The organism is Hyphococcus sp., from assembly GCF_041986965.1.
GTDB lineage: Bacteria > Pseudomonadota > Alphaproteobacteria > Caulobacterales > Parvularculaceae > Hyphococcus.
In genome coordinates, this window is the sequence record NZ_JBHIXB010000005.1 from 1 (window position 1) to 15,453 (window position 15,453).

A 15,453-nucleotide genomic window follows, 5' to 3' on the forward strand; every position below is an offset into this window, starting at 1 on the left:
CGCGCACCATCCGACGGCGCATATCATTTGAAACAGCTTGGCCCATGGTTCACCTCCAAAAATGGTGAATCACGGTTCGCCATCAATGCAAACAGATTTGATTCGCGTTATTTGCTCGACGCTCTAGTCAGGCATAGGTTCGGTATTCCAGAAATCCACAACCTCGTCGTCCAGTCCCGTCATCTCCCACCGGATCAGGGAAATCGGCAAACGGCCGGCCGCCAGGAAATCATCGTGAAAATCGCGCATGACGAAATCATCGTCTTGCTGCGCGGAAACATCCGCGAGCAGCTTGCGCATCTGCAACATGCCGATTGTGTAGCCAACGCCATATCCGGGCGGCCGGCGCAGATAGATCTCCGCATCCACACGGGCGACATTTTCATCGAGCCAGGGCGTTTTTTCGCGCATGAAGTCGACGGCGTCCTGCACCGACCATTCATTGCGCTGCATTCTGACATCCGCCGGCACGCGCGCCGCCCGGAATATGCCGAACAGATAAATGAGTTCATCAACACGCGGACGGTCGCCGAGAACGCCAGCCTGCATCATCGCCTCTTCCAGATAGACGCCCCACCCTTCCGTCCGGACGCCGTCGGTGAGACGCCCGCGAATGGGATGATCATTGTTGTCTTCCACAAGCCCGTCGAAACGGTGCCCCGGAATGACAGCGTGGAGATGATCGGGATGGGGGTCGCGAAACTGCACCGCCTCCCAGAAATTCAGCCCTTGCGGTCTTTCAATGAAAGGAGCGTTGTAACCAAGCTTTCCCACATAGTCCGGGATCGTCATGATCTCTTCGCGCCTCAAAAAGTCCCGGATGTTCTTGTCGGTCGCTTCGATGCGCGCTTCATAGTCTTCTTTGCTATCCGCCGGCTCAAGTTCAGCCAGATTCCGGTTTCGGTGGCGTGCAAGCGTGTAAAATGAAAACACACGCTCCCATTCGCGGTCAGCCATCAAGATTAGTTCATCGCCGGTATAGGGCAACAGCTTTGCGTGTTTCAGATACCAGTCATACTGGCTGGCGCCGACGCCTGCGGGCGCGGTGAAACTGTCAAGATTTGCGTTCAGCCAATCCTTGAACCCGACAATGGAATCCTTCGCCGCGGCCACGCTCGGCGCCAATTCCGGCTGGCGTTCAAGCGCACGCGCATGAAGGTCTTCATACCAGCCAATGACGCCCGCCGGCGGAACCGCCCGATATGGATGGCCATGTCCAACGCCATCCGGTTTTGTCAGATTGTGAATGGCAAGGGTTGCATAATCGACCGCGACATCGTCAAGATTGTCCCGCGCTGCTGCAATGATCGCCGGAACCGCCGCCAGCTGCCGTTCCAGCCGCGCTTTTTCTTCACCCTCAACCGGCAGATCCGTGAAGGTGAACCGCAAGAGCTGATCGACATAAAAACCCGGGTCGCGGGCCCAGGGCCGTGACACGCGAAGCCGGAACAATTCCCCATCCATCTGCGCGCGCACGGCAAGGAACTCGGACTGACGCGAACGCTTCCATGCGGCGACATTGAGACCGTCAAGTTTCGCTCTTAAGTCTTCAATCTTGCTGAGGCGCGCCGCACTCGCGTCAGAACCGTAATCAATGAGACCGTGATTTGGCGCATTCGGGTCATTGAAATTGGCGTTCCATGCCGCGGGCGTCTTCTCATCCAGAAAACTTTCATAGAGTTCTTGCAGCTCCTTGTAAGATCCGCGGCCTGACGGCGGTCCCGCCGCCAAAGCGGATGCGCAGGACGCCATCACGGCGGCGAAGACCAAAACCAGCCTTTTCATGATCAGTTCTCCAATTTACGTGTGGCTATTGGGCGGGCAATTCGTAATGCAGCTCCGCCCCGGGCCCGAGCGGCAGGCCAAGCGTCACCCAGATCATGACCAGCACAAGCCCGCTCACAAGCAGGAATAGCGAGTAGGGAATCATGGTCGCGGTCAGGCTGCCGAGACCGTAGTCCTTTTGCCAGCGCTGGCAGAAAGTCAGGATCAGCGGGAAATAGACCATCAACGGCGTGATGATGTTTGTCGCGCTGTCGCCAACGCGGTAGGCCGCGGTCGTCGTTTCCGGGCTGACGCCGAGCAGCATCAACATGGGGATCAGCACCGGCGCCAAAAGCGCCCATTTGGCGCTCGCCGATCCGACGAAGAGATTGACGAGACCGGTCAGCAACACAATCAGCGCCAGCGTAAGCGGCATAGGCAAGCCCGACGCCTGGATGAAGTCAGCGCCGTTCACCGCAAAGATGAGGCCGAGATTGGACCATGCGAACATGGCGACGAAATGCGCCGCCGCGAAAGCGAGCACGAGATAGTAAGCAAGATCGCTCATCGCCTCCGACATCATACGGACAATATCGCGATGGGTTTTGACGGTGCCGGCCGCCTTGCCATAGGCCCAGCCCGCCGCCATGAACAGGATGAAAAATCCGGCGACGAGCGACTTGTAAAACGGCGACAGCCGCGCTTCCGGCCGCGCCGCCTCATCGATCAACGGCGTGCCCGGTCCAACGGTGAAAAACACCCACAAGGCGCAAACAAGCAACGACGCAACAAGCGCATGACGAAGGCCTTTCTTCTGGTCAGGCGTCAACGGCTTGTCGCCGTCCTTGATCATCTCGCCCGCCGGTCCTTGCGGAACATAGCCGCCAAGGCGCGGCTCAATGATGCGGTCCGTCACAAACCAGATCACCGGCAGAAAGACAAAGGTCATCGCGAAAATGAAATACCAGTTGCCGGCGATGTTTGCGTCCCAGGTGGGCACGATCGCTTCCGCGGCGGATTCGGTAATGCCGAACAACAGCGCATCAAGCTGGCCCGGCAACAGGTTTGCGGAAAACCCGCCGGATACGCCGGCGAAGGAGGCCGCGATCCCGGCGATGGGATGCCTTCCCGCCGCCGCATAGAGAACGCCTGCAAGCGGGATGAGCACCACATAGGCGGCGTCGGCGGCGAGATTGCCGACCATGGCGACGAGCGCGACCATGGGCGTCAGCAAAAATTTTGGCGCGTTCCGGACAGCCGCCCGCATGGACGAGCCGAAAAGGCCGCTGCGTTCGGCAATGCCGGCGCCAAGCATGACCACAAGCACGTAACCCAGCGGATGGAAATGCGTGAACGTCGCCGGCATTTCGACCCATAACCGTTGAATATTCGCGGCGGACAGCAAGCTTACGGCGTTGATCATCACTGGCGCGCCGGTCGCCGCATCTTTCTGTGTCGGATGCGGAACGGATAATCCCGCCACGGCGGCGAGAATACTGACGGCCACTAATGCGATAATAAGATAGAAAAAGATGAAGACGGGATCCGGCAAGCGGTTTCCCGTCCGCTCCACCCACCCCAGAAACCCCTTTTGCGCGCGCGCTTGCGTCTCGGCCATGCCGCCCTCCTCTAATTTTGTGGAAGTTTGAGCGGATTTCCGCATGAAGGCAATTCATGCGCCTTCCTTAAGGAACGGCCTTAACGACCGGCGCCGCTCTGCAACATGAACCTTTCGAAGGGTTGGAACTGCGTCCCTTCGCGCCTGTTGGCGGATCAACATGCATCCTCAGTAACAGTTGGAAGGACATAAAACATGAAGATCAAAACAAAAGCCGCTCTGTTCTGCGCCGCAACCACGCTCGCCGCCGGCGCCGCCCATGCACAAGGGGGAGCGGAGACAACCGGTCCCTATATTTCCGGCGGCTATAATTATCTCGATTTCGATGAAGAGCTCGGCGGCGACGCTGCCGTGCATGGCGTGACGGCCCGGGGCGGGTGGCAGTTCTCGCGCTTTTTTGCGGTTGAAAGCGATATCACTTTCGGCGTCGACGATGGCGGGTTCGATTTCAACGGCGATGAAGACGACCTCGACTTCGACGACAATAATGACGGCTTTTTCGATGACGTCATCGCCGGCCCCGGCGATCTCGGCCTTGATTATATGATTGGCGGCTATGGCCGCTTCATCCTGCCGGTGAGCGACCGGTTGGATATTTCAGCGCGCGCCGGCTACGCCTTCGCCGAGATCGATTCCACTGTGCAGACACTCGGCGGTAACGAGCTTGTCTTCGGCGGCTCTGACGACGGGCCGGCCTTTGGCGCGTCAGCCGCGTATGATTTCACGGAAAACCTCTCCCTGCGCGCCGACTACACCCATTACGAATTCGGCGACGCCAACGCTGAAAGTTTCGGCGTCAATCTCGAAGTGAAATTCGGCGGCTAAACCTTCTCTCTCTCCATAGCCGCTGGCGGCGGCGCACCGGCTCACTGCGCCGCCGCATCCTTTTTCCTCATCCTCCACAAATCCATGCGCTTTGGCTCTAGGCGCAGCTTGCGCAACCATGCCATGCTGTCTCCTTCGTTTCAGCCTTGGAGGGCCCAGCCGCATGCATCGTTCTTTTCTCTTCGCCGCCTTATCGCTTCTTCCCGCGAGCGCCTTCGCCAATGACGCTGAGGTGGTCGCCGGCATTGACGCGCGCTATGACGAAACAGCGTCTGTCGCCCGTCAGCTCTGGGAGTGGGCGGAAGTCGGCTATCAGGAAGAACGCTCCAGCAATCTGCTTCAGGACAAGTTGTCAGCCGCCGGGTTTTCGATCCGCAAAGGCGTCGCGGACATACCAACGGCCTTCATCGCAGAATATGGCGAGGGCGGACCCGTCATCGCGATCCTCGCGGAGTTCGACGCCCTGCCCGGCATCAATCAGGGCGATGCGCCGACCCGGGCGCCGATTGACGGCAAGGGCGCCGGTCACGCCTGCGGCCACAACCTGTTTGGCGCAGGCTCGCTGACCGCCGCGCTCGCCGTGAAAGACTGGCTTGAAGAAACCGGGACGCCGGGCCGCATCCGCCTTTACGGCACCCCCGCCGAAGAAGGCGGCAGCGGCAAGGTTTATATGGTTCGCGCCGGTCTTTTCAACGATGTGGACATCGCGCTTCATTGGCATGCCGATGACGAAAACTCAGCCGCCGCACGCACAAGTCTCGCGAACCGCTCGGCGAAATTCCGTTTCAAAGGCGTTTCGGCGCATGCCGCCGGCGCGCCGGAGCGCGCCCGCTCCGCCCTCGACGGCGTTGAAGGCTTTAACATGATGGTCAACATGATGCGTGAGCACGTTCCCCAGGACGCCCGCATTCATTACGTCATCACCGAAGGGGGCAATGCGCCGAATGTCGTGCCGGACTTCGCCGAAGTCTTTTATTATGTGCGCCACCCGGACGCGAAAGGCGTCGAAGAGATCTGGGCGCGTGTCGAGGACGCCGCGCGCGGCGCCGCCATGGGCACCGGCACCGAGGTCGAGTGGGAAGTCATTCACGGCAACAATCCGCTGCTCGTCAATGAAACGCTGGCGAAGATGATGGATGAAAAGCTGCACGAAGTCGGCGGCGTTGAATACAGCGCGGAAGAAAAGAAGTTCGCCGAGAAAATTCGCAAGACCTTCGATAATCCCCGCTCGACACTCGAAAGCGCCAATGAAATCCAGCCCTATGACCGTTCTCTCGGTTACGGCTCCACCGATGTGGGCGATGTCTCCTATGCGGCGCCGACTGTGGGTGTCCGCACCGCCACCTGGGCGCCGGGCACGTCCGCTCATTCCTGGCAGGCGGTCGCGGCTAGCGGCATGTCTATTGGCTTTAAAGGCGCGCAAGTGGCGGCCAAAGCGCTCACCCTCGCGGCCATTGAGCTTTATGAAAATCCAGAATTGCGGGAAACCGCCCGTGCGGAATTCGACGCGGCGCGCGGCGAAAATTACAAATACCAGTCGCTGCTCGGCGATCGCGAACCGCCGCTCGACTATCGCAAATAGCCACAACCGCGATCCAAAGAAAAAGCGCGCCCGCTGATCACCGCGAGGCGCGCTTTCTTCATTCATCCCTAGCCAGCATCACAGACTTGGCTTTGCTGAGTGTGTTCTGTTGCGTGGTCCGGGATTCATGAATCCATTTCAGGGTATGGCTTTAAAGGGTCTCCCTTTTATGTGCTGCCCGAAAAGTGCTTCCCGAAGAGATTGTCGGTGTAAGGATCAAATCGTTCCGACAGTCACAATGGAATATCACGAACGTCTGCCGGTCAACGGAAATGCGCGTTAACCAAATTCACATTTTAAGACTTTGTTAAGATTTGCCGCGCCTGCGAAGTGCGGATTTCCCAAATATCAAGCACTTGGACGCGGGCTCCTGTTGCACCGCACCCCAAGACGCCGAAACCCGGTTAGCTCGACTCGCCGCCGACGCGCTGCGCCAGCGCGGCGCTCATAAACGCGTCAATATCGCCGCCAAGGACCGCGTCGGGATCGGTGTGTTCCACGGCCGTGCGCGTGTCCTTCACCAACTGATAGGGCTGCAACACGTAAGAGCGGATCTGGTGTCCCCAGCCAATATCGGTTTTTGACGCCGCCTGCTGGAGCGCCGCTTCTTCGCGCTTCTGGAGTTCAAGTTCGTAGAGACGCGCGCGCAACATGTTCCATGCTGTTGCGCGGTTCTTGTGCTGCGAGCGTTCATTCTGACACTGGACGACAATGCCTGTCGGATTGTGCGTGATGCGCACCGCTGAATCCGTCGTGTTCACATGCTGACCGCCGGCGCCGGACGCGCGGAAGGTGTCGACGCGGCAGTCGCTTTCATTCACCTCCACATCGATCTTGTCGTCGACGACAGGATAGACCCACACGGACGCAAAGGAGGTATGCCGGCGCGCATTGGAGTCATAAGGCGAAATCCGCACCAGGCGATGCACGCCGGACTCGGTCTTCAGCCAGCCATAGGCGTTGTGGCCTTTCACCTGGATGGTGGCGGATTTGATGCCCGCTTCCTCGCCCGGTTGCTCCTCGATCACGTCGACCTTGTAACCGGTCTGCTGCGCCCAGCGCGTATACATGCGCAGGAGCATCGACGCCCAGTCATTCGACTCCGTGCCGCCGGCGCCGGGATGGATTTCAACGAAACAGTCATTGGCGTCCGCCTCGCCGGAAAGCAGCGCCTCGATTTCGGCTTTCTGGGCGCGGGCGTGAAGATCGGCGATCATGGTCTGAGCCTCATCGAGGCTCGCCGCATCACCCTCCTCCTCGGCCATTTCCGCAAGGCCTACGAGATCATCAAGTTCAGACTGGATGGCGCCCACCGCATTCATCTGGTTTTCCAGCGCGGTGCGTTTTTGCATCAAGCCCTGCGCTTCTTCAGGGTTGTCCCAGAGCGTGGGGTCTTCGGCCTTGGCGTTCAGCTCGGCTAATTCTTTTTCTGACTTATCCCAGTCAAAGACGCCTCCTCAGCAGTTCGAGCGACTGCTTGATTTCGTCCGTCAGGGTTGTGATCTCGGCGCGCATCGTTGTCTCCCGCGCAAGGCCATTGAAGAAAGCCGCGCCTTCGCCGCGCAGCCCGCGTTATATGATGAGGCTCGCGCCGTTAGTAAAGACCGTTGAGGTTCTCTTCGGGTTCCTCCTGGGTCGGCGCAGAGCTTAAGGGATCGAGCGCATAATCATCCTCAAGCGACCGGCTGGCGTTTGGATCGTCTTCCGCCTTGAAGGCTTCGAGAATGACGTTTCTGTCGCCGGCGCCGGCGGGTTTGCCGGTGCGGGCGTTCACGCGAACGAGACGGACCCCCGACGGCACCCGGAAGGGAATGCCCGCCTCGTCTTTCAACGCCTCAACCATAAAGTCCGCAAAGATCGGGGCGGCGACGGTGCCGCCCGCTTCGCCCTGCCCCAGAGTCTGAGGCATGTCGAAGCCGACATAAACGCCGGCGGCAAGGTCCGGCGCGAAGCCGACGAACCAGGCGTCTTTATAGTCGTTGGTGGTGCCCGTCTTGCCGGCGATGGGCTTGTCGGTCTTCCCGCCCACCGTGCGCGCGGCCGTGCCGCGGCGAACGACGCCTTCAAGGATCGAGGTGATCTGATAGGCTGTGCGCGGGTCCATGACCTGACGGCGCGCATCCGGCAATTGCGGCTCTGACTGACCTGACCAGACGGCGGCGTTACACGCCTGGCATTCCCGCGTGTCACGCTTGTAGATTGTCTTGCCGTTACGGTCCTGAATACGATCGATCAGCACCGGTTCAACGCCTTTGCCGCCATTGACGAAGACGGAATAACCGGCGGTGATCTTCATCAGCGTCGTTTCACCGGCGCCGAGAGAAATCGCGAGCTCGCGCGGCAGACTGTCCGACAGCTGGAAGCGTTCGATATATTCCATGATACGGCCGATGCCGAGATCCTGCGCGAGACGCGCTGTCATGGCGTTGCGCGACTGCTCGATGCCGAGACGCAAGGTCGACGGCCCGTAATAGCGGCCGGCGATATAGTTGCCCGGCTTGTACCAGCTGTCGACGCTGGGCGCGACGAAGGGCGCATCGAGCACAATCGAGGACGGCGTATAGCCGCTGTCGAGCGCGACGGAATAAACGAACGGCTTGAAGGTCGATCCCGGCTGGCGCTCCGCCTGCACGGCGCGGTTGAACTCCGACATCTGGAAGGAAAAGCCGCCGACCATGGCGAGCACGCGGCCCGTATGCGGGTCGATTGCGATCAGCCCGCCATTCACCGCCGGCGTCTGGCGCAAAGCGTAGGAATTTTCCGGCGTCGGCTTTGTCGGCGCGTCCTCGGCCGCATCCTCGTCCTTCGGCAGCGTCTCTGCGTCGTATTTCTCCGCATAAACAACATCGCCGCGTTTCAGGACTTTTCCCGCCGCATTGACCTCATCTCCGAGATCATTGGCGGAAATGTAATCCCTCGCCCAAGCCATCAGCTCAACCGGGATAGACGCTGTCTCACCATCAGGAAAACCGATCTCGGCGCCGGACGCATTTACGGAAAGCACAAGCGCCGGCCGCCACGGCGCCATATCGTCAGACACCTTGCGCGCATTTTTCAGATCGTCGACCAGCGCCTCGAACGGCTCCGCCCATTCGCCGGGAACCTCCTCCATGGTCGCAATCGCCCCGCGCCAGCCATGACGCTGGTCATAAGTGACAAGCCACCGGCGCAGCGCTTCGCCCGCCTTTTTCTGTAAATTCGGATCGACCGACGTGCGGACGGAAAGGCCGCCGTCATAAAGCGCCTCGACGCCGTAAAGATCGACGATCCGCTTACGGACTTCCTCAGCGAAATACTCCATGGTCCAGTCGCGCGCGCCGAGCGGCGGCGCGATCTGGGCGCCCAAAGGCTGGGCTTCGGCTTCAGCGGCTTCCTCCGGCGTGATCCGTCCGTCAGCCTCCAGACGGGCGATCACGTAATTGCGCCGCTCGACTGCGCGCGCTTCGTTATCAATCGGATGATAGTTGCTCGGTCCCTTGGTGATCGCCGCCAGATAAGACGCTTCTGCAATGGTCAACTCGTCGAGTGACTTGTCGAAATAATTAAGCGCCGCCGCCGCCACGCCGTAGGAGCGATTGCCGAGATAAATCTCGTTGAGATAAAGCTCAAGAATGTGGTCCTTGGTGAAGGTGCGCTCCATCTTCCGGGCGATGAGCATTTCGCGCAGCTTGCGTTCGACTTTCTGTTCGCTGGTCAGAAGGAAGTTTTTCGCAACCTGCTGCGTGATGGTCGAGCCGCCCTCAAGCCGCCGCCCGCGCAGGACGTTGCTGATATTCGACAATTGCGCGCGCACTAGACCGCGAAAATCGATCCCGGAATGCTCATAGAAAGACTGGTCTTCCGCCGAGACAAACGCATATTTAACATGATCGGGCATGGCCTCGATGGGAACGAACAGGCGCCGTTCACGGGCGAATTCTGCAACGAGCGATCCGTCGCCCGCATAGACGCGCGTCGTCACCGGCGGCGCATATTCCGCAAGCTGCTGGTAATCGGGCAGGTCCTTGTTGAGGTTGTGGAGATACCAGGCGGAAAAACCGGCGACGCCGATCAGGCCAAGGGCGCCCGCGGCGAAAGCGAAGCCGACAAATTTGAACATCGAAACCACCCATCCACCGCCGCCGCCAGACGGCGCGGCGCTTGGTGTCGCCGCCGGCGTATCTTCCGGCGCCGTTCGGCGCTTCGGCGCAGCGAGCGGCTCCGGCTTATCTTCCACTTCGTCGTCCTCGCCGAGAAAGACTTCCTCTTCGGCTGGCTCTTGATCCACCGGCCCGGCCTTCACCCGTTCCGGCGCGGGAGCCTCATCCTCGTCGTCATCGTCCGCCGCATCCTGGCGGGTGAACATGTCATGCTCGATGGGCTCGTCATCATCATCAGGCGCCGCCGAAAGCGCGGGTGACGGCTCATCGCCGTCATCGCCTGGCGCGTCGCCGAATTGCAGGCGCTCGTCACCCGCCGGCGGCCTGTTGTCATGCTCGTCGTCTCTGTGATCGGTCATCGGTCTTTACGCTTGTCCCGGCATTTTCCGCCCCACACCCGGCCCGGCATTGGCCATCGGGCTCCCAAATACCTTACCTGCCTGGCTCGTCATCTTCCCGGCGGCGCCTCTCCTGTCCCTGCGCCTCCTACCCTTCCTTTATCGCATAATTTGGACGGCAGCGAGGCGCAATAGCGCCGCAAATCCCTTATTTTCGTAAGGTTTAGCCCTATTGCCCGGCCGCCGGGGCGAGCTGCGCCTGACGCTGGCGGCTCTCAGACTCGAAATAGGCGTCGATTGAGTCGGCCACCGCCCCCATGGTCCGGCCGCGCCAGACCGGAGAATTAAGGTTCGCCTCGTCCTTGGCGTTGGAGATGAAGGCCATTTCCAGAAGCACCGCCGGCACGTCCGGCGCCAGCAGAACCCGCAGATCGCCTTGCCGGTGCGAGCGGTTCAGCATGGGCGTTTTACCGGACAAATTCTTGATCAAGATCTCGGCGAATTTGGACGATTTCGTCATGGTCGTGTCTTGCGCCTTATCGAACAGGATATCGCCGACGACGGAGTCATACTCTTTCAAATTGACGTCATAGACTTGGTAATCGCCCTGCGACTTGGCGATTTTGGCTGACCGCGCCGTGCTTTCTTCCGACAGGGTGTAAACGGAGGCGCCGCGCACCGCCGGTTGGGAAATCGCGTCTGCGTGAAGGGAGATAAACAGGTCGGCGCCCGCAGCGCGGGCCAGCGACTCGCGGCGGGCAAGTTCGTCACGCTGGCTCGAGATAATCCGCTTATCCGTATCGGATTCACGCGTCAGAACGACGTCGTATCCGCCTCGCTTTTCCAAAAGCGCTTTCAACTCCAGTGCGGCCGTCATTGTCACGGTTCTCTCATAAGTGCCGCTCTGGCCCTGGGAGCCCGGATCGCGGCCCCCGTGCCCCGGATCAATCACGACAACCTGACTTTCAGCCTTTGCCGCGATCGCACTTTCCTTGACGGAGGGCGCAGGCGGAATATCGGCGTGAGCAACCTGGGCGGGCGCTTTTTCAGTCGGCGCAGCGCCTGTCACCTGTTCGATAATGGCGGCGATGTCGTCTTTGCGGGCCGGCAGGCTGGCCAGCAGCCCCGCCTTGTCGGCCGTGACGAGATCGATAACGAGGCGGTGCTTGGCCACGCCAGGCGACGGCTCAATAACGAAAACTTCTTTGATCTTCGCCGTCTTTTTAAGCTCCAGCATGGCGCGCACGCCGCGGCCCTCGCTGGCGAACCGCGCCGCCGCCACATGGCCCATGCCGCTCTTGGCTGAGACGGCGCCGTCAAGGCTTTCAAAATGGACAAAAATCCGGCCCGCCCCGAGGTCATCGCCGGAAACGGCGTATTGGGGGGCGCCTTTGAGGTCGAAGACGATTCGCGTCTTATCCTTGCCGGGCCCAAAGCGCACATCGAGAAGCTCGGCGGCGCGGCCAGTCCCGGCAAGCGCAAGGGCGAGTCCGGCGAAAACCGCCGCAACACGCATAAGTCTTTGCGATGCTTTACAGAATCTGGCCATCATGCCCATCCATACGCCTCGGCCCATACATACACGGAACGGCGCGGCCCTCGCCCGCCGGTCCTTTTCCGCCCTCAATGCCCCGAAACTCCCCGAGGCAACCTTTAAAGGCGGTATTCTGATTTCGCCAGCGTTAACGCTGTCTTAATCATTACGGATCGTTTGTCCGAATATTCCCATGGAATACTGAGTCGGCGTTAACCATGGGTTTTCTTTTTCCCCGCACTCATGGCATGGTCAAAAACAGCTTGCGCAGCGCCGAAGCATCGGCCAAACCGCAAACTATTGATGTTATGGTGCAAAAGGCCCATCTAGGAACCGGGCCGAGGGAGATCAAAGCCCCCGCGCATCACAAAGAATTTTTCGGGAAAGAGGCGAAAAAAGCCAGTCTTTCCAGAAACTTAACGTCGGCAGCTCCCCCAAAGCCGACCCGCGCTTCACTGGAACACCCGGCTGCGCGAGGAGCAAATCAGGGCGCAATTGCGCCATCCCGGCGCTCAGCGCCGAAAACGTCCAGCCGGTTCGCCGGCGCCAATAATCCGCCGGATGTCCGGCGATCTCATTCGCCGGTACGCCGGCACAGGAAAAAACAGCTTTCGCTGATGACAGTGACCGCCCCGATACTCTCCGCCGCAAACCGACAGGTTTCCTGTCCGGCGCGTGAGATGCTGTGCGCGGGCCAGATCCAGCAGCGATCCAACACAAGCAATGTCCCGGCCCTGCCGCCACATTGCGGAGCCCTATACAATGACAAAAAAGATGCTGATCGACGCGGCACACCCCGAAGAGGTGCGCGTCGCGGTGCTCGACAATGGAAAAGTCGAGGACTTTGATTTTGAATCAGAGGCGCGCAAGCCTCTAAGAGGAAATATCTACCTGGCGCGGGTGACGCGCGTTGAGCCGTCGCTTCAGGCGGCCTTCGTAGAATATGGCGGCAACCGCCACGGCTTTCTCGCCTTCAGCGAAATTCACCCGGATTACTACCAGATCCCCGTCTCCGACCGGCAAGCGCTGCAAGCCGCAGAAGCCGAAGTCGCCGAACTGGCCTCGCAACTCGAACTCTCCTCTCGCGGCGATGAAGATCACGACGATGATGAGGACGACGAGGATACGGAAGAAAACGCCAGCCATAACAAACGCCGCCGCAGCCGCAAGGCCGACGACAATCGCGATGACGAAGAGGACGCGGCCGAAGAAAAGCTGAAGGCCGACGGCGATGATGACGACTCTGATGATGACGCCGATCCCACCGATGAAATCATCGGCGATCCTTCCGAGGAAGAAGAAGAGGAAGAGGACGGCGAAGAAGACGAGGGAAATGGCGCGCCGGCCCCGGTGAGAACCGAGGATGAGGACGAAGACGCCAAAGCCTCTGATGAAGACACTGTCGACGCCGCGGCTGAAGACGCAGACTCTGAGGAAGAGCCCGCCGTCGACGACAACGCAGAAGACGACAATGCGGAAGATGATGACGCGGACGCTGTGGAAGCGAGCGCCGAAGATTCCGACGCGGACGACGAACAGGACGACGACTCCGAAGACGAAGACGAAGACGACGCTGAGGATGAAGAGGCTGAGACGCCAGAAACAAAGCGCTCAAAAGCAAAAGAGCGCGACGCCCTTTTCGAACGCTATAAGGACGCCAAGCGCCGCCGTTCCCAGCTCCTGCGCAATTACAAAATTCAGGAAGTCATCAAGCGCCGCCAGATCCTGCTCGTGCAGGTCGTAAAAGAAGAGCGCGGCAATAAAGGCGCGGCGCTGACCACTTATATGTCGCTCGCCGGACGCTATTGCGTCCTGATGCCGAACACCGCCCGCGGCGGCGGCATCTCCCGCAAGATCCCTCATTCCACGGACCGCAAGCGCCTGCGCCGCGTTGTAGACAGTCTCGACGTGCCCCAGGGCATGGGGCTGATCATCCGCACCGCCGGGGCCAAGCGCACCAAGACCGAAATCAAGCGCGACTACGACTACCTCCTGCGTCTGTGGGAGAATATCCGCAGCCTGACGTTAAAGTCTGTCGCGCCCTGCCTGATCTATGAAGAGGCGAGCCTCATCAAACGCGCCATCCGCGATCTTTACGACAAGGATATCGGCGAAGTGCAGGTCGAGGGCGAAGCGGGATATCGTGAAGCCAAAGACTTCATGAAAATGCTGATGCCGAGCCATGCAAAACATGTGCAGCCTTATAAAGGCGCAGCGCCGATCTTTCTCAAACATGGCGTCGAACAACAACTTGACGGCATGTATCACCCGACAGTGCGCCTCAAATCGGGCGGCTATATCGTCATCCATCAAACGGAAGCGCTCGTCGCCATCGACGTCAACTCCGGCCGCGCCACGCGCGAACGCAATATTGAGCAGACCGCGCTCAAGACGAATATCGAAGCCGCTTATGAGGCTGCGCGCCAGTTCCGCATGCGCGACCTTGCCGGTCTTATCGTGCTCGATTTCATCGACATGGAAGAACAGCGCAACAACCGCAAGGTTGAAAAGGCGCTGAAAGACGCCATCAAGCATGACCGCGCACGCATCCAGCTCGGCCGTATTTCGAATTTCGGCCTTCTGGAAATGTCGCGGCAACGCAGACGCTCCGGCATTGTCGACGGCACAACACAAGCCTGCCCCACTTGCGCCGGGGCCGGCGTCATCCGTTCGGCGGAAATGGCGGCGATCAGAATTTTACGGGCTGTCGAGGGCGAAGCCGCGACAGGCCGCGCCGGGGTCCTCTCCGTTCACGCCTCGCTCGATGTCACCGTCTATATCCTGAACCATCACCGCGACTGGCTGAAGCGTATTGAGGATGCAAACGGCGTCACCGTTCAGCTTATCCCCGACACAGACCGCACAGGCGACGATTACACGCTTGAAAAAAGCGGCGCGCCGCGCGAACGCACGGATATGGCGCAAGTCATCCAGGCTGATCAGACCGATCTGGTGGAGGCGCCAGAAGAACCAGAAGCCGAAGCGGCAAGCGACGATACGGATAGCGAAGAACGTGACGGTGAGCGCAAAAAACGCCGCCGCCGCCGCCGCCGCAAGGACCGAGACACCACCGAAGCGCGCGACAGCGACGCCTCCTCAAGCGAAGAGGATGGTGACGGCGAGAAAGCCGAAGAGCGCGAAGCCCATGACGGTGACGGCGATACAAGCGAAGACGGTGAAAAGCGCCGCCGCCGCCGCCGGGGCCGTCGCGGCGGGCGCCGCAACCGCCGTAATCGCGACGATGCGACAGACGGCCAGGATACAGACGCCGCCGCCCAGGCTGATGACAATGCAGATGGCGATGCGGTGAAAGCGGAGGCGGAAGCCAGTTCTGAACCTGCAGCGGCGGAAGCGGAACCCGCTCGCGAACAACCTGTTGCGGCGGAGGAAGCCGAACCGGCGCCCCAGGCCGAGACCAAAAAGCCCAATGGCGCCGCCCATGAAAACGGCCATGACGCCTCCGAGCCCAAAATAGAAGCGGAGACAGCGACCGAGGACAAACCGGAAGAAACGTCGCCGGACGACCTTGCCGGAACGCCTCAGCCGACTGTCCAGAAGCCGAAGAAAAAAGGCTGGTGGAGCCGCGGCGGGGATGCCTGAAAGGCGCTTGCCACCGCACTCACAAATGCGGCGCCAGACGGCGCCGCATCTCG

The 15,453-nt window shown here is 60.2% G+C and carries 8 protein-coding genes; 3 read left to right on the forward strand and 5 right to left on the reverse strand.

Annotated elements, in window-relative coordinates:
- Positions 1-123: 123 nt before the first annotated feature.
- Positions 124-1,785 carry a DUF885 family protein gene (locus ACFC5L_RS17830; protein WP_375204381.1) on the reverse strand — a complete coding sequence of 554 codons (1,662 nt, stop codon included), beginning with the start codon at positions 1,783-1,785 and terminating at the stop codon, positions 124-126.
- 25 nt (positions 1,786-1,810) lie between these two features.
- Positions 1,811-3,382, reverse strand: a complete 1,572-nt coding sequence (locus tag ACFC5L_RS17835) for an AbgT family transporter (protein WP_375204380.1) — start codon at positions 3,380-3,382, stop codon at positions 1,811-1,813.
- Positions 3,383-3,577: 195 nt separating this feature from the next.
- Here ACFC5L_RS17835 and ACFC5L_RS17840 point away from each other — a divergent pair, with 195 nt between their 5' ends.
- Both ACFC5L_RS17840 and ACFC5L_RS17845 read left to right on the forward strand, forming a co-directional pair.
- A complete protein-coding gene (locus ACFC5L_RS17840; protein ID WP_375204379.1) occupies positions 3,578-4,207 on the forward strand; it encodes an outer membrane protein in 630 nt (209 codons plus the stop codon).
- A 163-nt stretch (positions 4,208-4,370) separates the two neighbouring features.
- Positions 4,371-5,789: an amidohydrolase gene (locus ACFC5L_RS17845; protein WP_375204378.1), complete on the forward strand. Its 1,419-nt coding sequence runs from the start codon at positions 4,371-4,373 to the stop codon at positions 5,787-5,789.
- A gap of 404 nt (positions 5,790-6,193) precedes the next feature.
- On the opposite strand, the gene prfB is transcribed toward ACFC5L_RS17845, so the two are convergent.
- The 3 genes from prfB to ACFC5L_RS17860 all read right to left on the reverse strand — a co-directional run bounded on the left by prfB (position 6,194) and on the right by ACFC5L_RS17860 (position 11,818).
- Positions 6,194-7,304 (reverse strand): peptide chain release factor 2 gene (prfB, locus tag ACFC5L_RS17850; protein ID WP_375204377.1). Its coding sequence is split into 2 segments (ribosomal slippage): positions 6,194-7,234 and positions 7,236-7,304, totalling 1,110 coding nucleotides; the frame shifts between segments, so codons are not numbered across the junction.
- A gap of 79 nt (positions 7,305-7,383) precedes the next feature.
- Positions 7,384-9,888 carry a penicillin-binding protein 1A gene (locus ACFC5L_RS17855; protein ID WP_375204384.1) on the reverse strand — a complete coding sequence of 835 codons (2,505 nt, stop codon included), beginning with the start codon at positions 9,886-9,888 and terminating at the stop codon, positions 7,384-7,386.
- A 607-nt stretch (positions 9,889-10,495) separates the two neighbouring features.
- Positions 10,496-11,818: an N-acetylmuramoyl-L-alanine amidase gene (locus ACFC5L_RS17860; RefSeq protein ID WP_375204376.1), complete on the reverse strand. Its 1,323-nt coding sequence runs from the start codon at positions 11,816-11,818 to the stop codon at positions 10,496-10,498.
- Positions 11,819-12,562: 744 nt separating this feature from the next.
- Here ACFC5L_RS17860 and ACFC5L_RS17865 point away from each other — a divergent pair.
- The gene (locus tag ACFC5L_RS17865; RefSeq protein WP_375204375.1) at positions 12,563-15,400 is read left to right on the forward strand and encodes an Rne/Rng family ribonuclease; all 2,838 of its coding nucleotides are present in this window, start codon (positions 12,563-12,565) and stop codon (positions 15,398-15,400) included.
- The last annotated feature ends 53 nt before the right edge of the window (positions 15,401-15,453 follow it).